Source organism: Yaniella soli (assembly GCF_054782375.1).
Genome location: NZ_BAAGSP010000005.1, coordinates 139,766 through 161,684 on the forward strand (window position 1 = coordinate 139,766; position 21,919 = coordinate 161,684).

Consider the following 21,919-nt stretch of genomic DNA (forward strand, 5'->3'; position numbering starts at 1 on the left):
CTCTCATTTCAGTATTCCCTAGCATGATGGGGTCCATCAAGTGTTGAAAGGATGACCATGCTGTTGCAGATTTTCGGGCTGACCACCGAACCCACTTGGTGGCATCTCAACCGGATTCCGTCTGAAGGCGGGGGTGAGTTGTCACGAGTGCTCACAGAGGTGCTGCCACATGCTAAGGCCCTCGAGTTCTTCACTCATGACGGGCCGTTAACAGCGCAATCTGCAGAGGTCCTATCAGCCCGGTGGTCTGATGGTGTAGGACAGATTGTTGCAAAGCCCAGCGGGTCTATACCGCGTCATCAACCGACCTCCGGCTTATCCTTGGTCACGAGTGCCGGTCCCGACTCTGGACGTGTTTTTCCGCTGACACGGAGACCGTTATCTGTGGGTCGAGGCCGATCAAAGGCTCGGATACGGGACCCTTGGCTATCCGCACACGCGTTTGATATCCAGCTCTCGTCGAACGGAATTCTTATCACACCGGTTGGTAGACCAGCGAAGCTCTGGGCAGACGATGAACCTTGGAAGGCAGGACGATCGGAATTCATCCTGCACCGCGGTGTCGGCGACCACCTAGACGCCCCGAAAGCGCCTGGACCGTTCGAAATCCATCCTGGTCAGCCGCCTTCACCTCCCAACATCGTGTTGCAAGTCATTGGAGCTGCCGCACCCTTGGTAATTGGTGTCGTGCTGATGGTTATGACAGGAATGTGGTACTTTCTGCTGTTTTCCGGTATTTCGGTGATCATTGCTGCCGTGATGATCGGTCAGTATCGACGTGCTCGACGCGTCTTTGCCGACAAAATTGGGGCTGCATTACAACGCACAGCTGAGTCATTCCAGCGATGCATTTTTACTCCGCACGAGTTTGTGCAAGCTTTATCGTCGCACCATCCCGATCCGCTGGGCCTTCAGTCGACACAAACCGAACATCCCGTGCTGTATCTGGGTCCGGGGCTCCGAAAAGCCGATCTGACGCAGACTCAAGACGCCTCGCGTTGGGATGAGTATCTCGTCGGTGAAGTCGGCATTATTCTCACATGCCAACCGGGAGCTCGAACGATAGTGGTCGGCGATTCTTCCATTCTTCGACCAGTCAAGAACTGGTGCATTGCCCAGCTACTGCGTCAAGCGAAGGCGACAGGTACCGGCTTCACCGTGGACAATAGGACGTTGGGCGGTGAATCAAGTGTTGAAGTGACCAATGATCCTGCGACGGTCCCGCGATCAGAGGTACACCACCTCGTGTTCTGTGACGATGCGAAACAGACTCCAGATAGCCACACCACCGTCGTCAACCTGCAAGCACAAACCATCCAGGGCACTATCAGCGCAACGAATGTGACGGTACCCGGCATAAGTTCTCCGACTTTGGAACGGATTACCAAAGAAATCGCATTAGACCAGCCGAAAGAGACGGCCTCTTTGCAGCATCTGAGTTTATCTTCCAGCACGATGCAGCATCGAACAACAACCGAACTCTTCACCAGAGTCGGGGCGGGTAGCATGGGCTTATCTATCGACCTGGTGAACGACGGCCCACATTTGCTGATTACCGGAACCACGGGGTCAGGGAAATCCGAGTTACTGCTGACCGTTCTCATAGGCGCGGTTGAAGCCTATCCGCCTACCGAAGTTGCCATGGTTCTGCTGGACTTCAAGGGTGGCTCGTCATTCAACGTGCTGGCTTCATTACCGCACGCCATGGGCGTTGAAACAAATCACGTTGCCGCAACTTCGTTCCGTTCGTTGGATGCTATTTCTGCCGAATTGCACAGGCGAGAGCTGCTCTTCGCGCAACATCAGGTGGCTGATTACCAATCCTTTCGACGCCGTTTTCCGCATCTCGTGTTACCTCGCCTCGTTGTGGCGATAGATGAGCTTCGGGTGCTCGTAGATGATAACGCTGAGGCTGCAGACTTACTCGCCCGTCTGGCGGCCACAGGGCGCTCTTTGGGTTTCCACCTGATTATCGCCACCCAACGAACCCAGGGCGCCGTCAATGCCGATATTCGGGCCAATATCGGCGCTAGTATGAGTTTACGAACAGCTACGGAACACGATTCGTGGGAAGTCCTAGGAACCGCAGACGCGTATCGAATTTCACCGTCAACACCAGGGCGAGCGTATTTCAAGTCCGGAGCAGACCAACCGCGACTTTTCCAAACATCTCGGTACATACTGGAACATGAACCCATCACAGTTACTGAGCACAATGAGACAACCTCACAGGTGTTACAAACGACCACAGACTGGTCCAGTCTCGTCGAAGAGCTCAGTGATCGTGCTTCCGATATGCCAGTCCCCAACCCAATCATCCTCCCGCCCCTGCCCGAATATGTCGATGATCAGGACCTTCGGGACACGCACCATATTGAGGCTTCATCTGCCGTAGTCGGTTTGGTCGATAATCCAGCAACGTGCAGGCAATATCCGGTGATCCTCAGCCCGAGCTCAACTCGTACCGATATCGTAGTCTTATCTAAATCTGTCGCGTGGGTGGGTACGGCTGGTAGCGGTATCGAAGCAGCGCTAACTACTGTTCAAGAATACGTGCTCGGCACCACCAACACGAAAGTCTTTCTAGATGGCGGCCAGCTCCCAGGCGATGAGAAGGGTTGGGACTACTATCTTCACGTATCTGATGCTGATCCGGATATTCTCAAAGAGTTTCTGCAATGGCTAGAAACAAACATGGCAAAGCAAGAAGACACAGTAGTTGTCATAAACGATTGGGGTAGCTGGATACATCAGATGGTGACCGGACACTTCCAGGGGTTAGAAGATCTGTTAATCCAACTGTTGCGCCAGTACGGCGCAGTGTTAACCATGTATATATGTGGCAGCAGAGAATTAGCCGGTGGCCGGATGATTGGGATGATCCCTGATCGCTTCTATCTCCCCACGAATTCGACACCGGAACATCGTATGCTCTGGCCCAAACTCATCGCGGTTCCAGCAGTGCGCGGACGTGCAGTATTAGTCAGCGCTGATCAGCCCACAGGTGGACTCGCAATCCAACTGGCCAACGACTAACCACCACGCTGCGCCATAGCTGAGGAATATAAACAGATGGTGGCAGCAGTTGCCACATTGAGGGATTCTGCCCGACCATACAAGGGCACCGATACACGCTGGTCAGCGAGGTCACGTTCATCGGTGTCCAGACCTTGTGCCTCGTTGCCAAATAACCAGGCGGTTGCTTGCATAAGCGCAGCCGCTGGCGCTTCATCCAAAGAAAGATCACCATAGCCGTCAGCTGCGAAGACTCGGCCTTGATAGGCAGCGACAAATTCCCGCAGATCGATATTGGTATACACCGGTACATGGAACAACGATCCAGCACTAGAACGAACCGTCTTGGGGTTGTACACGTCGACACTGCGCTGTGTGGCGATGACGTAGTCGACACCTGCCGCATCGGCGGTCCGAATGATTGTTCCAGCATTGCCGGGGTCTTGCACGCGAACCATGCTTGCAACCAGCTGAGCGTCTGGTGTGGGCTTCAGATCGACCCTTGGTAGATGTGCAACGACAATGATGTTCTGGTGCACTACGGCATCAGACATCGCATGCATGACCTCATCGGAGGCTTCTGCGACGAATACATCGCCCGTAATTTTGCCAATGTAACCCGCGAGCTCTGGATGTGACGACGATAAGCGTTGGGTGTAGTACACCTCAGCGACCGTGTGATCTTTCGGCCAAAACTGTGCTGTCTGGGCCGATAGATCCAGCAATCCGAGGTGTGCACGGATCGCTTCGGTAGCAGACTGCGGGCCTTCTGCCAGAAATCGTTGACGACGGTTTCGGACGGCCGAACGCCCCGCCAACTGGGCCACCCGTTTCACGCGGTCGGCGTTCGGGTTATCCATCCAGTTGACGGGGCGTGTGCGCATATATTCTCAGTCGCTAAGACTTACTTAGCGGCAGGAGCGTTCACATCGGCTGGCAACGCTTCTTTTGCTTTCTTGACCAGTGCAGAGAACGTTTCTGCATCAGAGACAGCAATTTCAGCAAGCATACGGCGATCGAGTTCAATTTCAGCCAGTTTCAGACCCTGGATGAAACGGTTGTACGTCATGCCGTTGGCACGTGCCGCAGCATTGATGCGGGTGATCCAGAGGCGACGGAAGTCACCTTTGCGTTTACGGCGGTGCTGGTAGTTATACACGTACGAGTGCAGCAGCTGCTCGTGCGCTTTGCGGTACAGACGTGAGCGCTGACCGCGGTAACCTTTAGCACGCTCCAGTATTGTGCGGCGTTTCTTTTTTCCGTTAATCGAACGTTTGACACGTGCCATGCGTTCTACTCCTTTTGTATATTCCCGGGACGGGACGAAAGACTTCTGTTGCGCTACCTAGATAGCTGTGGACTAAATACCCAGCATGCGACGGATGCGGGCGACATCGCTTTTTGCAAGGGGGACGTCTGGCTTCAGGCGACGTTTGTAGCTCGATGGCTTGTGCTCCAGGTAGTGACGGCGATTAGCACGCTCGCGCATCAGTTTTCCTGACCCGGTCACGCGGAAGCGCTTGCGGGCACCATTATGAGTTTTCATTTTCGGCATGGGGGCCGTTCTCCTTCTTGTTGATCGCTGGCTTCCGCTTGAAACCAGTCTTAGTCTTCTTCACAAGACTCTCTAGCCCAAAATATGTTCTGAGTTTTTGGACAAAACTTTGCGATAGTTGGACTATCTAGCGCTCTGAACCTGGCTTCGGGCCATCGGATGATTCCGACGCCTGCTGCTTCAGTTCTTCTGGCATTGCATCAGCTATCGAGTTTTTTGGCTCGGCTTGCTGTGCTTCTGCTTCACGTGCCTCTCGAGCTGCAGCTGCGCGACGATCGCGGCGTGATCCACCGCCGTCACGCTCTTTGTGCGCTCCACCCTTGCCCTTCGTGGCTTGGTTACCGCGCATCGGCCCGACGACCATGACCATGTTTCGTCCGTCTTGACGAGGTTTGGATTCAACTTCACCAAACTCGGCAACATCATCGGCAAAACGTTCCAAGAGCTCCACACCGAGCGATGGACGCTGCTGTTCACGACCGCGGAACTGGATCATAGCTTTTACTTTGTCACCAGACTTCAAGAATTTTTGTGCCTGAGAGATCTTGGTCTGGTAGTCGTGGTCTTCAATCTTCAGACGGAAGCGAACTTCCTTCAGCTGAGTCGTTGCTTGGTTCTTTCGTGACTGACGGGCTTTGACTGCAGCCTCGTACTTCCATTTACCGAAATCCATCAATTTTGCAACAGGTGGTTTCGCTTTCGGTGCTACTTCCACTAGATCTAAATCAGCTTCAACAGCCAGCCGCAACGCATCTTCGATGCGCACGATGCCGACCTGTTCGCCCTCTGGGCCAACTAACCGGACCTCGGGCACGCGAATGCGTTCGTTTACTCTTGGCTCGCTAATGAGACATCTCCTTGTGTAGGTTGGTGTTGGTGTTCGCCAACTCCCATGGCTAGCACTCACAGCAAGGCATAAAAAATACCTCCCTGTGAAGACAGTGGAGGCTCAAACAGTTGCGAATCAATTCGCACAGTTCTTCAAACAAAAACTTCTGCAAGTTTCCGCTTGGGCAACCCGATAACTAAACAGTCAGTCCGTCGGCGGGTGGGAGGTTCACTCCACTTATCATTCGCCTGCCAACACTACCAAGATCTCAAACTAAACACAATTCGTCATTGAGGCTGGTCGCGCTACTCTCAGCACGAAAAATTGGTCGAACGGCATTTTACATCTGGGAGTTATGCCAAGCTTGGAGCTATGACTGAACCACATGATCACGCACAAGATGGCGTTTATGAATTCGGATTGAACGATGTTGAGAACCAAGTTCGTCAAATCCACGAAGTCCCCGCAGCTGAAGTTATTTCAACGACTGCTGTACACCTGATGACTGCAGCAGCCGTCAAAGTCGGTTTGGGCGATATGCCCAATGCCCGCGACCACATCGACCTTGACGAAGCACGCAAGATCATCACTGCTCTCGCCGGCTTGATCGTCGCTGGTGCACCGGATATGGGCTCCGCCCACGCAGCGCCACTACGGGATGGCCTGCGCTCACTTCAGCTAGCATTCCGCGACGAGTCCGTCGTGCCAGACCCACCGGGGCAGGGCCCAGGCGAGAAATATACCGGGCCAGTCAATTAGTCCTGTTCACGACTTCGGCGCTGGACAAGATGTCCGTTCAGCGCCGGAGTGAACAGTCCGATCAACACGATACCTCCTGAGATCAACAGAGACGCCCCCAGCACGACATCGCCCAACTGAAAAAACGTGAACGACACAATCACTGCTAGCACCTCAGCAACGACCAGCGCGCCGCGAGGCCACGCTTTGCCTTGATAGACCCCACGGGCGGCGGCAAAGAGCCATATTGCACCCAGCACGTACAGAAACCCCAGAAAGAATATTGCTACACCCGGTAACTCCTGGGAGTTCGGGTCGATGAACGTCAAGATAGCATTCACAATAAGTGCAATGGCTTGGCCGGCCACGACGGCAGCCACAAGGAACACTACCGGTGATGGTCTGGCGCTCTGCGATGTCTGGGGCATGAAGTAACTCCGTGATGAATAGAGAATGTCCAACGATCGATGTACTATTCCAGCGTAGCTTCATAGCAGCCTTGGAATTGTGACGGCTGCGTCACTTGGTTGGACGAATGCTCTGGAGTGTGATTAACGACTCGCTGTTTTTGCAAATTTTCCTTAAAAACCTCTTGAACAGGTGCACACTCCATGAAAAGCTGGTACATAACACATTAACAAGGATCAGTAGTTACTTTGTCATTCGGAGACACCTCACGTCGTTGCGATATGCCGAACGTTTGGAACTACTGGTGAGTAACCAAGTTTTTTATTTACGCTGATAAGCGTTTTCTTAGGGAGCGATCACATGGATTGGCGCAGCCGCGCAGCCTGCCTGGACAAGGATCCAGAACTCTTCTTCCCGGTTGGTAATACCGGACCTGCACTACTGCAGATCGAAGAAGCGAAAGCAATTTGCCGAACATGCCCTGTGCAGGAGGTCTGTCTGCAGTGGGCCATTGATAGCGGACAAGATTCCGGTGTATGGGGCGGCATGAGCGAAGATGAACGTCGTGCGCTCAAACGTCGTAAGGCTCGGGCGCGTCGCGCATCGTAATGCTACATTAGCCCTCGAAAAATGGTGTTGCACATGTGTGCAACACCATTTTCATTTCGTGGACGAGGGACGTGGATTTCGTTTAATGGTCTAGCGGAATGAGCACCACAGCCCGTGTTCCAACGGCTCCGTGCTGATCAAATCTCTGTCGGTGCCACCTGATTGTGCCTCGTAAATCAGACTCCACCAGGGTTCGAATGATTTGAGTGCCGAGACCACTCCCGATGGTAGTGATTGCATCGGGCGCATCAACGACTCCTTCGTCTACCACTTCCACTTGCACATAAGGATGGGAGTGGCCAGGCCGTTGCAGTCTTTTAACGCTCAAGTCCACGTTGCCGCCAGTAGCACTGGTCCCATGCTCGACCGCATTCGTTGCCAACTCATTGACGACCAGCGCAAGCGGTGTGGCCAAGTGTCCCGGGAGGGCTCCGAAGCTGCCGTCAATCGTGGTGGTCACCGCTCGACCTTCGGCGGCAATATCGACTGCCATCCTGAACTGTCGGTTGAGCAGGTCGTCCATATCCACCGTGGCATCCATCGTTTGAGATAGCGTTTCATGGACCAACGCGATGGCATCAACCCGAGACATCGCCTGTAATAACGCTTGGCGGGCACCATCGGAGGTCATGCGTCGTGATTGCATCCGTAACAACGAACCAACAGTTTGTAGATTATTTTTAACACGGTGATGGATCTCGCGGATCGTGGCATCTTTACTGATCAGCTGCTCATCACGTCGACGAATTTCTGTAATGTCGCGCAGCAGCACCAGCGCAGCGAAATGTTCCCCACTGCCATCGATGAGTGGAATCGAACGTGCAGATAAGACGACTTTTCGTGTCTCGATATCGACACGAGCCGAGTATCTGCCAAAAAGTACCGTGGGCATGGATTCATCAATGGGTATGCCCTGATCCAGCTGATTGGTCACCATTCGAGAAAGTTGGCGCCCATCCACGGCCTCCCGCACTCCGAGCTTTCTGAAGGCGGAGGTGGCGTTAGGGGAAGCATAGGAGACGAGACCATGTGCATCAATGCGCACAAGTCCGTCACCGACCCGGGGATTTCCGTGACTCGTCGATGATGCCTTCGAATTTTCAGCAGGCCATATACCGTTGGCGATCATCACGAACAGGTCATAGGCCGATTGCCGGTAGACCTCTTCTAACCGTGACGCGTGCCGCTGGGAGACGAGGTTCTGGTGCACAGTGATCACGGCAATGGTGTCGTTTTTCCACACGACGGGCCAGGCTGAAACCCCAGGTGGTCCCACGGGGTAGTCCTCACCCGCACCGACCGGTTGTTGGTTCGCAACGACGTGAGCGAGCAAGGGCTGCAGATTTTCTGGTGGTCGGGTACCCGTGAGGTCCTGCGGCAATGTGGTTTGCGCCGTGACCGGGCGAGCCTGATCGTGCGCCAGAAAGGTATCGTCTTCCGCGTACCAGAGCACGAGGTCACAGAACGACAGATCAGCGGCGATTTGCCATTCGCTGGAAATGAGCTCGAGTCGTTGGAGATGTGCTTGGGAATGAGAAGACCCGGGAGACGAGGTGCGCATGATAGTAGCGTAGTCTCGTCCCCCGGGTTTTACGAAGCTATGTCGTGTTTACAAGATCAGCGTACGCAGCCGTCGAAGTACAACGGTCAGCATCGACAAATCGGTATAACCGTTGTCGGTGTCTTGTTCGTTCAGCTGTTCGGACAGCTCTTCGAGGAAACTTCTCACGCGCGCCACACGGCGCAGATGGTCCGATTCCCAGTGATCGATTGCTTCGACAGCATCGAGTTGTTCGGTACCTTCGGTTAGTACTACTTCTCCGGTGAGTTCTGTCAACCACGAGTACAGGTCCTCGCGCATGGAGACTCGTGACAGCGATTCCCAGCGTGTGCGGCGTGGGAGTCCGGTGATGAGATGCAACAGGTTGCTCACCCCAAACTCATTATGCAGCGCAAAGAATACACCGACCACTCGTTGTGGGTCTACGTCGATGCGTGACGATAGCTCTACAATGTCCAGCAGCGAATATGCCTCGAAGATGCGCGCTGTTCGGGCCGCCAATTGTTGTGGGAACCCCGCCTCAATCAGATGGTCACGATCCGTTTCGTATCGCTTCTGCGTGTCACCGATAAACAGTTCGGTAATTTGTGGAAGCAGTGATCGGACTTGGTCTTGATAGGCGCTGATACGCTGGTCCATGCTCAGGTCTGCGCGCTGGTGGTGAATAATCCAGCGAGTGAGCCGATCGGTTAAGCGACGCAGTCCATAGCCTGATTGCCAGCGAATCTCGGCATCCATTGACCGCGGTAACGTATCAAGTTCGCGACGGTATTCGTTGAGACCGTAGACCTCTTGTGCAGTCAAAAATGATTCCACGACGGTGTGAACATCGGCACCGGTCTCTTCTTGTGCCCTAAATACGGACGTAATACCCCCGGTATCAACCACATGATTCGCGATGAGCATCGCGGTGATTTCGTTGGCCAACGGGTGGCGCAGTACCGTACTGCCCGCGCGTTGTTGCAACGTTTTCGGAAAGTATGCGTAGAGCCACTTGTCGAACCACTCATCCTCAACCAATGGTGAGGCCAAGATGTCGTGCATGAGTTGAATCTTGGTGTAGGACGCTAAGACGGCCAGTTCTGGGGTGACGAACCCTTCACCGTGTCGAGTGCGCTCTCGAATCTCCTCTTCGGTTGGGATGGATTCTTGTGCTCTGTCCAATCCAGCATGTTCTTCTAACCAGGCCGTATGTCGGATCAGGGTAGGCGTCCAGTCGTCTTCGAGGCCCTCTTCGAGTCGCAACAACGCGTTTTGGGCCACGTTCGTCGATAGGACGAGTTCTGCAACCTCGTCCGTCATGGACAGTAACAAGTCGGTACGTTCTTCTGGTTCGATGACGCCTTCGGCCAGCATGGTGTCAATCAGGATTTTGATGTTGACTTCATTATCTGAGGCATCCACGCCACCAGAGTTGTCGATTGCATCCATATTGAGGAGCACGCCATTGCGAGCTGCCTCTATACGACCGGACTGGGTGGCGCCAAGGTTTCCGCCTTCACCGACAACTTTTGCCCGCAGTTGATCGCCATCCACGCGAATCGGGTCGTTCGCCCGATCCCCCACCTCGTCGTGAGTTTCTTCAGATGACTTGATATACGTTCCGATCCCGCCGTTGTAAAGCAGGTCTACGGGGGCTAGCAGCACTGCCTTGATGAGCTCATTGGGCGTCATCTGAGTCACGTCGGCTTCGATATTGAACGCTGTGCGCATTTGCTCGGTGATCTCCACGGAGCGCGCAGAGCGTTTAAAGACTCCACCGCCTGCTGAGATCAGGTCAGCATCATAGTCTTGCCACGTAGACCGCGGCGTGAAGTAGAGACGTTCACGTTCTTCAAAGGAACTTTCCGGATCGGGATCCGGATCAATGAAAATATGCAGGTGGTTGAATGCTGCGAGCAGTTTGGTATGACGTGAGCGGCGCATGCCGTTACCGAAGACGTCACCGGACATGTCACCGATGCCCACAACCGTAAACGGTTCAGCTGAAACGTCTTTGCCGAGTGTGCCAAAGTGCGACTTGACGGATTCCCACGCACCCCGGGCAGTGATACCCATTTCCTTGTGGTCGTAACCGACGGACCCACCGGAGGCATATGCATCCCCCAACCAATGATCATATTCAGCTGCAATCTCGTTGGCTGTGTCAGAGAATCCTGCGGTCCCCTTATCTGCGGCAACCACCAGGTACGAGTCCGTGTCATCATGGCGAATAATGTGATCGCGGGTGATGATGTGCTGCTCACCATCGATCATTTTTTGGTTATCGGTGAGGTCGAGCAGACCTCGCATGAAGGTCCGGTAGGCCTCCCTGCCCGCTTCCATCCACGCGTTGCGATCGACCGCCGGGTCCGGCAGCTTGTGGGCGAAGAAGCCACCTTTTGCGCCCTGTGGAACAATGACTGCATTCTTGGTTTGCTGGGTTTGGACTAGAGAGAGCACTTCGGTGCGGAAATCTTCACGACGATCGGACCAACGCAGCCCACCGCGTGCTATCGCGCCAAAGCGGAAGTGCACACCTGAAATTTCTGGTGAGTGGACCCAAATCTCATGAAGGGGTTTGGGCAGTGGCGCAAACGGTATTTGCTGCGGTGATAGTTTGAAACTCTGCCAGCCGTGACCCGTATACACGTTGGTGCGATCGGTGGCTTGAATCACGGTCAGGTATTGGCGCAGTAGTCGGTCCGCATCCAGGGTTGCGACCTGGTCTATCCGTTCCAGCAGACTCTCAACGATGGTTTCTTGTGCATCCTTGCGGGCCTGCGAGGCGACACCATTCGGTTCCTCTCCTGCGGCGGGAAGGTTCGGATCGAAGCGGGTCTCGAAGTATTCGATCAGGCCGGCTGTCACCGCGGGGTTCGCTAACAATATCTCGGCCATGAACTGCAGCGAGTTTGGCACTTGGAGCTGCCGTAGGTAATGGCCGTAGGAGCGCAGCACTGAGACTAAGTTTGGCGCGATTCCCTGATGCAAAACGAGCTTATTGAAGGAGTCGGCTTCAATGTCTCCAACGATGGCTGCGGCAACGGTGTCTTCCAGCAGCTGTCCAACACTGGAGAGGTTGACATCGTCTCGTGCAAGGAGTCCTACGTCGTAGAGATAATAGCTGTCCCGATTGCGCGGTGTTATACGGAATGGGTATTCGTCGGTGACGTCCAGCCCGAGCTCGCCGAGAATGGGCATCAGGGTGGTCAATGTGATGGCTTGGGCTGAATAGATTTTGAGGCGCGCACCGGTTTCACTGGGGACAAGATAGATTGCCGGGCAGTTGCCATCCAGCGCGGTGAAGCGAGAAATATCCTCCATCGCATCATCAACTTCGAAGCGCACTCGGTAGTTTGGCGGAAACGCTTCGTCCCAGACCTGGGCTGCTTCAATCCCGGAGTTTTCTCCAAACACCGTGACCGATTGAATATCCACGCCCTCTTTCCACGAGCGCACCGCCATCACAAGGTCTTCTTCAATATCTTGATGATCTAACGAGTCGTACCCCTGCCAGTCCTGTGGCAACTGTATGCGGTAGAACATGCGAGCTAAGACCGACTCATCAAGGTACACATGGTAGTCCAGTGATTCGGCGCTGAGGTGACGCACCAACACATCTTGAATACGCAAGCGAACAGAGGTGTTATACCGATCACGCGGAATGTATACCATCGCGGTCATGAAGCGACCGTATATATCCGGCCGCAAAAAGAGCCGTGTTTTACGGCGTTGCCCCAATGATAAAATCCCCAGCATCGTGTCCAGGATTTCCTTGGGCTCCATCTGTAGCATCTCATCGCGTGGGTAGCGTTCGAGTTCGTAGTCTAATGCTGCAGCTGAGTGAGAATCTGGGGCGAAACCGGAATCGGCTCGGACCTGTTGAGCTAATTCGCGCGCATAGGGCACCTGGTCGATTGGCATGGATTCTAGCGTGGGGCGCCACAGCCCAATGAAACGACGCTCCCCCACTACGGTGCCACGGTCATCGTATTTCTTGGCAGCAATGAAATCCATGTACGCATTGCGGTACACACGCGACCGAGAATTCGTTTTCGTGATGATCAGCGGCGACGGGCTATCGATTTGCTGCTGCCCTAATGCGGTCAGTGCTCTGGCCGTTGAGGACCGGTCTCGCATGACTCCAAGTCCGGTGTCACGATTTGCGTCTAAGAACTGTTCACCGTCGGCCGTGGTCGCCAATTCATACTCGCGGTACCCGAGAAAGACAAAGTTGTCGTCGCGCATCCACTCGAGTAATTGCGCTGCATGCTCGGCGCCCCGGGTCGATTCAGGACTTTCGGACCGCAACGCATCAGCAGTGTGGGTTGCCGCTTCTTTGAGTAGCTCGAAATCATTATCGGCCGCGCGAGCATCGGCCAATGCGCCAGACACGGCGCTTTCGAGTTCAGCAATTTGTTCATCATCCAGCGGCACGCCCGTCTGAATGGAGATCCATGACTGCAATTCAGCTCGGTAACCATCGGGCGCCGCTGGGATTTGTTCCAGCGGCATGGCCGGATCTCCAGAGATTCTGGGTCGGTGAGCCGGCAGTTCGAAGATGGCGGTGAGCTTGTCGTCATTTTCCGAGTGCTGGGCGACCACAATCGGGTGGACGATCACTGAAATTGGCACATCGAGCTTATTCAGCTCTGCCGAAACCGAGTCCACCAGGAACTGGATATCTGGATGCACTACTTGAATGACGGCATGCCGTGTGGAACGTACGACACCAATCTCGGGTTCTCCTGCGGCTTCGACGGCCAGCTCTAGATGCGATTGCACCATGGCCGCGCGTCCTTCCTCGCCGAGGACTTGTTGGTCAGCCGGAGCGATATGACGGAAGTAGGCCTGTATCAGCTCGTCAGTTGCTTCGAGTTGACTACCTGCGGACGGCGCTGTCCACAATGGATCTTTAGCGGGCATCATGTATCTTTCTGTTGCGAAACATTGCAGAGGGGCGGCTCCATTGCCGCCACCACACACCCTAGCTTCTGCTCCGATCAAGCCATAGGGTTGGTCGTCAAAAATCTACTGACGAATCTGTTCTCGGTGTCGCTTGACCATCCGATGTTTCACATTTCCAAGAACTCCGCGTAAGCCCAGTTTGGTTCCGGCACTATCGGCCGTTTCGGACGTCGAACTCGCTGCGGTCGATACGGGTGCCGGCACACAAGTGTGCATAATTTTTTGGATAGCTTTGCGCAACTCGGCCTTCGGCGCGGTTTCGGCCAAAGTTTTGCCGCCTAATAGCGCTGCTGCAGTGACATCTGGTGCCCAGGACAAAAAATGTCGAAGTTCCAAAGACGGGCCGAAGCGTTCCCAGACACCCGACAATTGGTGTTTTGGGCTCACCCCGGAGGTCATTGAGGCGACCTTATTTACCACCGGCACAATGCTGGACTGGGTGATTTCACTCAGCCGTTCCAGCCCTTTCATATAACGCACGAAACCCACTGGATCGCCAGTACCCACCGCGATGACGGTGTTCGCGGTGGTGACCGCAGTGATCGTAGTGGCGTTTCGTTGTGGAGCCGGGATATCAAAACTCAGCTCTTCATCTTGTTCCAGGCTAAATCCACAATCGATAAAGATCTGGTCCCAACCACTGCGAGCTGCGTCCAGTACCTGCGACCACGCGGCCGAGCGAAGTTGAGGCCAACGTTCAGCACGGGTCAGCCCGGTGATCACGTCAAGCTGTGTCCCGTGTACTCGGACCTTCTGGGCGAACCCCGCGAGTCCGGCTGCATCAATACCGCGATGTTCTGCCGCTCGGCATACCTGCGCAATCGCTGCGGTGTCGTCCAACAGCCCCAAGTGCACTGCAACAGCTGCCCCATAGGTATCTGCATCGATCAATAGTGTTCGGTGGCCGGCGATCGCAGATTCCACGGCCATATTCACCGCAACGGTCGTCACTCCAGGCGAGCCGGTGGGCCCCCAAACTGCGGTGACATGACCAAGCGGAGGTCGTTCAATAGGCTCTTCGTCAGGCTGTATTTCCGGCTCGTCATCGACTTCCAACTTATCGTACGTCGGTGGTTCGTGGCCAAGCGCCTGCGCCTGAACGTCGTCGGGTGGTATGTCGGTGGTCGGATCATATGGCGCAGCACGTCGTCCAGGACGCGATGTCGACGCGAGCTTGTCAACGGCCTCTGTAGTGGCTGGCGGCTTATGTTCCGGATCCATCTGCTCTAGAAACTGCAGTTCGTCTGCAGTCAATTCACTCGATGCTTGAGCATGCACGGTCTCCTGACTGTGTACCTCTTGTAGCCATTGCACAAACTCGTGCCCTGAGAGATGCGGTGAGGCCACCGGTATGCCCAGTTCGGTCAGGCGTTGTCGGTCCTCCGTGACGTCACTTATGGCGGCGACCCTGGGGCCGTATCCGTCTGCACCTGCGAGTTGTTGGAGTGCTTCTAGGTTCACCAGTTCCAGGTCATTTGCCACAAGCACCATATCGACTAATCCAGAGCGAGCGACTGCTATCAGCTCGGCGATCACATGGCACCGATGAGTGATGGTCACGTCTGAACGAGTTGATTCAATCGGGGTGACGTGGTCAAAACGTGGGTTGATGGTTGTTGCAACGCTCAGTATTTTCATCACGTATTAGTTTTCGACGGTCGTAGGCACTAGAGAGATCTGCGCCCCATTGGCTTGGGCGTCCAATACCGACGGAAGCGCCTCGTCAGACAGCATCAGATGCACTGTGGTCGTATCTGCCGCGGCAAAAGCCGATGTATTGTCATCCATGCCCACCACCTCGGCGTTGTTTATCATCTTGGTCGGTTCTTCAAAACCCCGCCCATCAGTACTCGCAAGAGCTACCCATACGTCGGCCCGTGACCCAACGTCTACGGACGCGGGCATATCCTGCGATACTCGCACACCAACCTGTTGACGCCCGTCGGGATCAGACTCGGCCACATCGAATTTGGGGAGGAGTTCACCCTGTCGAATGGTGGAAGAGACGAGAAATTGTGGCGGCAGTTCCTCGTCTGCTAACCAGTACTGATCCGAAGATTCTGACATACTTGCCTGGACAATATGAAAATCTTCAGCGTTAGCTTGGGCGCCGGGCACAACATCAACTGATGCCGCCCAATACCCCTGGCGAGAGTCCGCTGCCTGAATGAGTGCTACGACCCCTGCGACAGAGAGCACGACAAGAATGACCCCAACGATCAGTCGTGGATCCCGCCAGCCAGGCGGTCGAATACGGGACGCTTCTGCTGGTTTTTCGATCATGTATTTTCCTCAGGTGTGAGTCTTCCAAACATCTACTGTGTCCGATCAGACCAAAGAACGAAAGTCCTGATTCCCCGCTTCAGAAAGAATTTCGGCAAAAACCGCCTATTTATCAAGGTTATGCACATAGTCGCACTTGTGAACAATTTGGCCCTGCAGTACTCTAAAGTTAACAACGAGCATTAAACTATCGTATTTTTAGGAGCTGCAGTGCCTCGCTTTCTGACTTTGACGGATGTTGCAGAAGAACTCCAAATCTCAACCGCGGCGGTTCGCACCATGGTATTGAAAGGTGAACTAGAGGCCTTTCAGATTGGTGGGCGTGGACAGTGGCGCGTCGATTCACAAAAATTCGAGGACTTTATCGATCAGCTCCACCAAGAACAACGACAGCGCGTCGTGGATTCGGAACACCAGCAGACCAACCAGCACCAGTAGGTGCGTGCCCAGAGTCTAGATATCGTCCAGGCCCATCGGTGAAGCTCGCACCATCATGATGGCTTCAAATGGGATGACACGAACCCCTTGCAGCACTGCAGCACGACGGAACTCGTCCCTGGCATGTAATGCCACATCAACGTGATCTTTTCCGACGCGGTCAATCGTGCCTTCGGCAATGGTCGTTCCGTTACGCCCCACGATTTGGATCGCTTCTCGCCTGCGTGCCAAAATGCGATAGATCGCGGCCATACTTGGACCAGCCCGTAACGGCCGATCGGGCACGATAGCGCCTTTGAGATTCGCGTCGATGCCTGCAATGGCGTTTCGCGTAATCACCACCGCGCTCATGTCATCAACGCCACCAACCCAGACGGGCCCAACGGTCTGCAATTGCAGATCCTGTGTGCGCCCATCTTGTAATACAAAACGCATCCGTTGCCTCAGCGCCGCGCGCACACGATCCATCAGCGTCAAATCTGCCCATATGCCACGAGTCAGCTCCGCTGCGTCTTGTTCAACGGCTTGCCACTGCCCAAATTCCAGCTGGGACTCTAAATCAGCGAATAAATCATTCCAACGCATGAATTTACCCTAAGTCCTGTCGCAGCAAAACTCACTGCATGAGCCGCTAAGCATTGAAAATCAAACCCATGCCGCACATGAGTCGGCATATTTCATGGTCGTAAATAATTCAAATGAACCAAACATGATCAAATGAGTTCTACATGAAGCATTGACATCTAAAACTCCTCTCTGTAAAACTACAGTCATTGAACAAAATCATTTGCACTTGGCTTCAGGAGAATCATGCAACGGCACAACTCTGACGGTAGTTCACAACGGCTGGCTACCGAGGATATTCTGCTTACAGTTCTAGGATTGCTTGCGGGACCGCTGCTGTGGTGGATCGGTCACACATGGGAAAACACCCCTGCAGCGTCATCCATGCAAACCTTGGAATATTGGATCGCCTTGCTTTGCGGTTTCGTTGGAACCGGTCTGAGCATCTTGTGGTTTATCTTCCTCATCGCAGGATTGGGCTTTGCCGTAGCGCTGAAGACCAGGAACAAGGTGATGGCCTATTGGTCAGGGCTCTTGACCCCAAAATTCCTGCAGCGCATCATCATTTCGGTATTTGGCATACAGCTTGCATTCGGTTCACAAGCATTCGCTGCGGAGGAATCGCCGCCACCGTCGACCGAAGTTGCCTCCACGCCGACTGATAATCCGTTTATGCCTGACGTAGCGGAGCAGACGCCACAGACGCAAGCTTCACAGCAGCAGGCTGGAGCGGAATCAAATCCAACAAGCTCCGTGGAAGCGCCGATTGCTACATCTGAGCAATCCGACTCGCCTCGTGATCAGCACTCACCCACTGTCACCACCACGGTGCCAACAGAGCGTCTGTCCAGTGAGATCCATCCTGAGGGTCAGACGGCTTCCCCTCCCGATAAAGAACAGACCGGTGGTGCAGTCCAACCTAAACCTCGGCAGACGACCACGATGCCGGTCACCCCCGTCCCAGCTACTGACAAGTCGAAGGAGGTTTCACCCAATCGGGGCATGCCGGAGGTCTTCGTGCCCCAAAAACCATTGCCGTCGCCATATATTGCTGCTCCAAACCCCGACCGACACGACGCAGACTCCTCTCTCGTCATCAAAACAGGTGACAGTTTATGGGACATCGCCCATCAGGAGCTTGGTGCTGAAGCCACGCTGACACAAATTGATCAACGCTGGCGTCAGTGGTGGCAGCATAACCACGATGTACTCGGCGATGATCCCCACTCCATCACACCAGGAACGGTGCTGAACGCACCGCCGTTCACCCACTAATCTGCTCATCTCATGCACACCGTAAGAAAGGGAAACCATGTCTACCGCACTCCACGAACCATTACATCTCGAGAATCTCTCAGAAAACGATGTGCCCCTCAAAAGGGCACCGAACCTCGCGCCGGTCGCTGACGAGAAGCTCAGCATCGATACTGTTCCGGGGACCCTCACAACCGATGTCCGCCATGCTGCCAATGTCTCGCTTTCAGTCGCGCAGCCCCTCGAAGAATATGCACCCGCCGAAAGTCTCCGCGGTGGTCTTGTTCGCTCCAATGTCGTCGACTTGCAACAGAAGCGCGCCCCAAAATCCATCGATAATCGGCATTTGCTGCAAATTGAGTCCATGAAGAACATGACCCAAACCATCGGATCAGCGTTTGTCGAAGCGGAGCTGGGGCTACGGCCGTTTATGCAGCTGAGTTCGTGGATGGAACTGGACCTGTTTCATAAACTGCGACCACGGGTTGAGCACACAGCCAATGGGAAATATCTCATGGCCCAGCGCGGCGGCGAGGACTCCACGAAGGTTCCCTCGATTACTCCTATCGCTGTTCGCGCCGCCGTGTGTCAAAACGGCGCGTGGGAGACTTCCATGACCATAAAGGTCGGTCAGCGCGCCCGGGCGATCGCGATGCGTTTGGAACTACATCGCGAACGCTGGCGGGTAACGGCATTCGAAATTGGCTAGGAGTTCTTCCGAGCCTTCTTCGCTGCCTTGCGTGCTTCACGGTCGTCTGCCTTACGTTCGGCACGAGACTTCTGCGGTTGAGTCACCTTTTGTCCATCAGCGGCACGAGTCTGGGTAGTGGTAGCCCCCGGAGAAGATGCGGACGGCCCAGAATACTGCAGCGGTTGTTGTTTCTGATTTCCGAAGTTCGCGATCTGTGAGAAATCAGCGGCAACCCCGGGCATGTTCGAGCCGACCTTAAGCTCCGGTTTACGAACCTTGGCGTGAAACATTTTGTACACGGTGTCTTCTCTAACGGCCTGCATCATCGACTGGAACATCGTGTGGCCTTCACGCTGGTATTCCACCAGTGGGTCCCGCTGAGCCATAGCTCGCAGTCCAACGCCTTCACGCAAGTAGTCCATCTCGTAGAGGTGTTCCTGCCATTTCTGGCCCAATGATTCCAGCAACACTCGACGTTCGACGTTCCGAAGCAAGTCTTCACCGAGCTCCTCTTCGCGGAGCCCGTAAAGGACTTTGGCATCAGAGATGAGCTCTCGTTTCAGATCAGCCGGTTTCACCGAGGAGAGTGAGCCCAGTTCTTGTTCAATATCTTCTTGTGTGAGCGAGACCGGGTAGAGCCCTTTCAAGTTGTGCCATAGCTGGTCCCCGTCAACTTCCTCGTCGTTGCCGACCTGGAATGCATCATCGACGATGTCGGAGATCGAACCCTCAATGAACTCTTCGATCTGCGTCTGCAGATCTTCGCCTTCTAGGATCTGGCGACGGTCGGCATAGATTGCTTCACGCTGGGAGTTCATGACCTGGTCATATTTGAGCACGTCTTTGCGCTGCTGCGTGTTGCGCTCTTCCACGGTCCCCTGGGCGCGTTCAATCGCCTTCGAAACCATCTTCGCTTCCAGCGGCATATCGTCTGGATAGTTGCTCATGCCCATAACGCGTTGGGCCATCCCTGCGTTGAATAACCGCAAAAGGTCATCTGTCATGGACAGGTAAAAGCGAGATTCGCCAGGATCGCCCTGACGGCCAGAACGACCACGAAGCTGGTTATCGATACGACGCGACTCGTGACGCTCAGTGCCGAGGACATACAAGCCGCCGCTTTCTTTAACTGCTTCGCGTTCTTGTTTCGTATCTTCTTGAGCTTGGGCGAAGACTTCAGTCCAAACGTTTTCATACTCTTCGGCGTGCTCTTCAGGATCCAAGCCGCGACGATTCATTTCGGCTACGGCAGCAAACTCTGCGTTACCGCCAAGAATAATGTCGGTACCGCGACCAGCCATGTTGGTAGCAACTGTCACAGACCCAAGACGCCCAGCTTCAGCAATGATGGCTGCTTCACGAGCATAATTCTTTGCGTTCAACACTTCGTGTTTGACGCCTTCCTTGGCCAGTAGCTTGGAGACGTATTCAGATTTTTCTACCGATGTCGTACCAATCAAAACAGGTTGGCCTGCTTTGTGGCGTTCCACGACATCTTCTACAACCGCAGCGAATTTAGCTTTCTCATGCTTATATACGAGATCCTGCTGATCATGACGCTGTACCTCCCGGTGTGTTGGGATTGGCACCACGCCAAGCTCATACGTGGACATAAACTCAGCCGCTTCAGTCTCTGCTGTACCGGTCATGCCCGAAAGTTTGTTGTACTTGCGGAAATAGTTCTGCAAAGTCACCGAGGCAAGCGTTTGGTTTTCCGCATTAACTTTTACTTTTTCCTTGGCTTCAATGGCTTGATGCAAACCATCAGATAGCCGACGCCCTGGCAACATACGCCCGGTATGCTCATCGATAATACGTACTTCGCCGTCAATGATTTCGTACTCACGACCGCGCAAAAATAATTCCTTTGCACGGATAGCATTATTGAGGTGGCCAATAAGTGGGGTATTAGCAGACTCATACAGATTCTCGATGCCAAGCCAGTCTTCGACCTTATCGATACCGTGTTCTAATACAGACACAGTCCGCTTTTTCTCATCGATCTCGTAGTCAATATCGATTTTCAATCGAGGTGCAAGACTCGCAAATTGGGAGTACCAGCCGGAGACATCACCCTGTGCTGGGCCCGAGATAATGAGCGGCGTACGTGCTTCATCGATCAGAATAGAGTCGATTTCATCGACGATGGCAAAGCCGTGTCCACGTTGGACCATATCGTCTTTCGACATCACCATGTTGTCACGAAGGTAGTCGAAGCCGAATTCGTTGTTCGTGCCGTAGGTGATGTCGGCATCGTACTGCGCTTTGCGCTGGGATGGTGGTAGCCCGGAGGAAATCACGCCGGTGTTCATTCCCAAGAACCGGAAAATACGCCCCATGAGTTCAGATTGGTATTCCGCAAGATAATCATTCACTGTGACAATATGTACGGATTCGCCGCTCAACGCGTTCAAATATGCTGGGGCCGTCGCGACCAGGGTCTTACCTTCACCCGTCTTCATTTCAGCGATCATGCCTTCATGTAAGGCGGCGCCACCCATAAGCTGCACGTCGAAGTGCCGCAGGCCAACTGTACGAGCGGCAGCTTCTCGCACAGCACCGAACGCTTCAGGTAAGAGTGCATCGAGCTTCACGCCATCGGCAATTTGCGTTTTAAAGCTATCTGTCTCGGCACGTAACTCGGCATCAGTTAGCGCTTTGAAGTCTTCTTCGACCAAGTTGACGGCGTCTGCGTATTGCCGCAATCGTTTGAGACTGCGTTTCTCACCGGTTCGCAAAATCCGTTCAATAAATGATGCCACGTGTCTTGTACTCCCGAAGTCTACGTATTATGGCGGGGTTGTGTGCCGCGCACTCTTGACAGTCTACGTCTCGAGACTTCACAGTTGCCAAACTGAGAAGCCGACACGTACATGATGCCCCACCGTTGGCCGGTGAGGCATCATGTTTAAGCATCCAGCTTTAAGCCTTGATCCACCGATGAGTTGGGTGTGGTTACGGCGTTTTAACGTGGAGGTGCGTCTTTGACGTGGGAAAATAGTGAGTGTTGAGACCACTATTCCA

The 21,919-nt window shown here is 54.2% G+C and carries 17 protein-coding genes; 6 read left to right on the forward strand and 11 right to left on the reverse strand.

All coding sequences use genetic code 11. The features are described from left to right. Positions 1-57 precede the first annotated feature (57 nt). Positions 58-3,036: an FtsK/SpoIIIE domain-containing protein gene (locus ACYVJT_RS04350; protein ID WP_343956353.1), complete on the forward strand. Its 2,979-nt coding sequence runs from the start codon at positions 58-60 to the stop codon at positions 3,034-3,036. Here ACYVJT_RS04350 and ACYVJT_RS04355 read toward each other — a convergent pair. From ACYVJT_RS04355 to infC, 4 genes are all read right to left on the reverse strand, one after another. Further along, positions 3,033-3,899, reverse strand: coding sequence for a TrmH family RNA methyltransferase (locus ACYVJT_RS04355; RefSeq protein ID WP_343956354.1), 867 nt, complete (start codon positions 3,897-3,899; stop codon positions 3,033-3,035). The two genes, ACYVJT_RS04350 and ACYVJT_RS04355, sit on opposite strands and share 4 nt — an antisense overlap. A 20-nt stretch (positions 3,900-3,919) precedes the next feature. Then, a complete protein-coding gene (rplT, locus tag ACYVJT_RS04360; protein ID WP_343956355.1) occupies positions 3,920-4,303 on the reverse strand; it encodes a 50S ribosomal protein L20 in 384 nt (127 codons plus the stop codon). 72 nt (positions 4,304-4,375) lie between these two features. Further along, positions 4,376-4,570 carry a 50S ribosomal protein L35 gene (rpmI, locus tag ACYVJT_RS04365; protein ID WP_029629501.1) on the reverse strand — a complete coding sequence of 65 codons (195 nt, stop codon included), beginning with the start codon at positions 4,568-4,570 and terminating at the stop codon, positions 4,376-4,378. Positions 4,571-4,697: 127 nt separating this feature from the next. Continuing rightward, complete coding sequence (gene infC / locus ACYVJT_RS04370) at positions 4,698-5,384, reverse strand: translation initiation factor IF-3 (protein WP_425579847.1); 687 nt, start codon at positions 5,382-5,384, stop codon at positions 4,698-4,700. Positions 5,385-5,771: 387 nt separating this feature from the next. On the opposite strand from infC, the gene ACYVJT_RS04375 reads away from it, so the two are divergent. After that, positions 5,772-6,158: a DUF1844 domain-containing protein gene (locus ACYVJT_RS04375; RefSeq protein ID WP_343956356.1), complete on the forward strand. Its 387-nt coding sequence runs from the start codon at positions 5,772-5,774 to the stop codon at positions 6,156-6,158. Here the strand turns inward: ACYVJT_RS04375 and ACYVJT_RS04380 are convergent. Continuing rightward, positions 6,155-6,565 carry a hypothetical protein gene (locus ACYVJT_RS04380; RefSeq protein WP_343956357.1) on the reverse strand — a complete coding sequence of 137 codons (411 nt, stop codon included), beginning with the start codon at positions 6,563-6,565 and terminating at the stop codon, positions 6,155-6,157. The genes ACYVJT_RS04375 and ACYVJT_RS04380 overlap by 4 nt on opposite strands. Before the next feature lie 340 nt (positions 6,566-6,905). Here ACYVJT_RS04380 and ACYVJT_RS04385 point away from each other — a divergent pair, with 340 nt between their 5' ends. Further along, positions 6,906-7,154, forward strand: coding sequence for a WhiB family transcriptional regulator (locus tag ACYVJT_RS04385; protein ID WP_343956358.1), 249 nt, complete (start codon positions 6,906-6,908; stop codon positions 7,152-7,154). 82 nt (positions 7,155-7,236) lie between these two features. On the opposite strand, the gene ACYVJT_RS04390 is transcribed toward ACYVJT_RS04385, so the two are convergent. The 4 genes from ACYVJT_RS04390 to ACYVJT_RS04405 form a co-directional block, all read right to left on the reverse strand. Continuing rightward, positions 7,237-8,715 carry a sensor histidine kinase gene (locus ACYVJT_RS04390; protein WP_343956359.1) on the reverse strand — a complete coding sequence of 493 codons (1,479 nt, stop codon included), beginning with the start codon at positions 8,713-8,715 and terminating at the stop codon, positions 7,237-7,239. Between the two features lie 48 nt (positions 8,716-8,763). After that, positions 8,764-13,626, reverse strand: coding sequence for an NAD-glutamate dehydrogenase (locus ACYVJT_RS04395; protein WP_343956361.1), 4,863 nt, complete (start codon positions 13,624-13,626; stop codon positions 8,764-8,766). 102 nt (positions 13,627-13,728) lie between these two features. Continuing rightward, positions 13,729-15,303 (reverse strand): CpaE/TadZ family protein, encoded by a 1,575-nt coding sequence (locus ACYVJT_RS04400; protein WP_343956362.1) that lies wholly within the window; start codon positions 15,301-15,303, stop codon positions 13,729-13,731. A gap of 6 nt (positions 15,304-15,309) precedes the next feature. Further along, positions 15,310-15,948 carry a flagellar biosynthesis protein FlgA gene (locus tag ACYVJT_RS04405; RefSeq protein WP_343956363.1) on the reverse strand — a complete coding sequence of 213 codons (639 nt, stop codon included), beginning with the start codon at positions 15,946-15,948 and terminating at the stop codon, positions 15,310-15,312. A gap of 210 nt (positions 15,949-16,158) precedes the next feature. Here ACYVJT_RS04405 and ACYVJT_RS04410 point away from each other — a divergent pair, with 210 nt between their 5' ends. Continuing rightward, positions 16,159-16,386: a helix-turn-helix domain-containing protein gene (locus tag ACYVJT_RS04410; protein WP_343956364.1), complete on the forward strand. Its 228-nt coding sequence runs from the start codon at positions 16,159-16,161 to the stop codon at positions 16,384-16,386. Between the two features lie 15 nt (positions 16,387-16,401). Here ACYVJT_RS04410 and ACYVJT_RS04415 read toward each other — a convergent pair whose 3' ends face one another. Beyond that, the gene (locus tag ACYVJT_RS04415; protein ID WP_343956365.1) at positions 16,402-16,971 is read right to left on the reverse strand and encodes a hypothetical protein; all 570 of its coding nucleotides are present in this window, start codon (positions 16,969-16,971) and stop codon (positions 16,402-16,404) included. Between the two features lie 225 nt (positions 16,972-17,196). On the opposite strand from ACYVJT_RS04415, the gene ACYVJT_RS04420 reads away from it, so the two are divergent. After that, positions 17,197-18,225: a LysM peptidoglycan-binding domain-containing protein gene (locus ACYVJT_RS04420; protein WP_343956366.1), complete on the forward strand. Its 1,029-nt coding sequence runs from the start codon at positions 17,197-17,199 to the stop codon at positions 18,223-18,225. A 37-nt stretch (positions 18,226-18,262) separates the two neighbouring features. Then, positions 18,263-18,913, forward strand: a complete 651-nt coding sequence (locus ACYVJT_RS04425; protein ID WP_343956367.1) for an Rv3235 family protein — start codon at positions 18,263-18,265, stop codon at positions 18,911-18,913. Here the strand turns inward: ACYVJT_RS04425 and secA are convergent. Beyond that, positions 18,910-21,657, reverse strand: a complete 2,748-nt coding sequence (gene secA, locus ACYVJT_RS04430) for a preprotein translocase subunit SecA (protein WP_343956368.1) — start codon at positions 21,655-21,657, stop codon at positions 18,910-18,912. The two genes, ACYVJT_RS04425 and secA, sit on opposite strands and share 4 nt — an antisense overlap. Positions 21,658-21,919 lie beyond the last annotated feature (262 nt).

What these genes read in the sequence shown, in the direction of transcription:
- ACYVJT_RS04350 (WP_343956353.1), top strand. Translation starts at nt 58, where the DNA reads ATGCTGTTGCAGATTTTCGGGCTGACCACCGAACCCACTTGGTGGCAT.
- ACYVJT_RS04355 (WP_343956354.1), bottom strand. Translation starts at nt 3,899, where the DNA reads ATGCGCACACGCCCCGTCAACTGGATGGATAACCCGAACGCCGACCGC.
- rplT (WP_343956355.1), bottom strand. Translation starts at nt 4,303, where the DNA reads ATGGCACGTGTCAAACGTTCGATTAACGGAAAAAAGAAACGCCGCACA.
- rpmI (WP_029629501.1), bottom strand. Translation starts at nt 4,570, where the DNA reads ATGCCGAAAATGAAAACTCATAATGGTGCCCGCAAGCGCTTCCGCGTG.
- ACYVJT_RS04375 (WP_343956356.1), top strand. Translation starts at nt 5,772, where the DNA reads ATGACTGAACCACATGATCACGCACAAGATGGCGTTTATGAATTCGGA.
- ACYVJT_RS04380 (WP_343956357.1), bottom strand. Translation starts at nt 6,565, where the DNA reads ATGCCCCAGACATCGCAGAGCGCCAGACCATCACCGGTAGTGTTCCTT.
- ACYVJT_RS04385 (WP_343956358.1), top strand. Translation starts at nt 6,906, where the DNA reads ATGGATTGGCGCAGCCGCGCAGCCTGCCTGGACAAGGATCCAGAACTC.
- ACYVJT_RS04390 (WP_343956359.1), bottom strand. Translation starts at nt 8,715, where the DNA reads ATGCGCACCTCGTCTCCCGGGTCTTCTCATTCCCAAGCACATCTCCAA.
- ACYVJT_RS04395 (WP_343956361.1), bottom strand. Translation starts at nt 13,626, where the DNA reads ATGATGCCCGCTAAAGATCCATTGTGGACAGCGCCGTCCGCAGGTAGT.
- ACYVJT_RS04400 (WP_343956362.1), bottom strand. Translation starts at nt 15,303, where the DNA reads ATGAAAATACTGAGCGTTGCAACAACCATCAACCCACGTTTTGACCAC.
- ACYVJT_RS04405 (WP_343956363.1), bottom strand. Translation starts at nt 15,948, where the DNA reads ATGATCGAAAAACCAGCAGAAGCGTCCCGTATTCGACCGCCTGGCTGG.
- ACYVJT_RS04415 (WP_343956365.1), bottom strand. Translation starts at nt 16,971, where the DNA reads ATGCGTTGGAATGATTTATTCGCTGATTTAGAGTCCCAGCTGGAATTT.
- ACYVJT_RS04420 (WP_343956366.1), top strand. Translation starts at nt 17,197, where the DNA reads ATGCAACGGCACAACTCTGACGGTAGTTCACAACGGCTGGCTACCGAG.
- ACYVJT_RS04425 (WP_343956367.1), top strand. Translation starts at nt 18,263, where the DNA reads ATGTCTACCGCACTCCACGAACCATTACATCTCGAGAATCTCTCAGAA.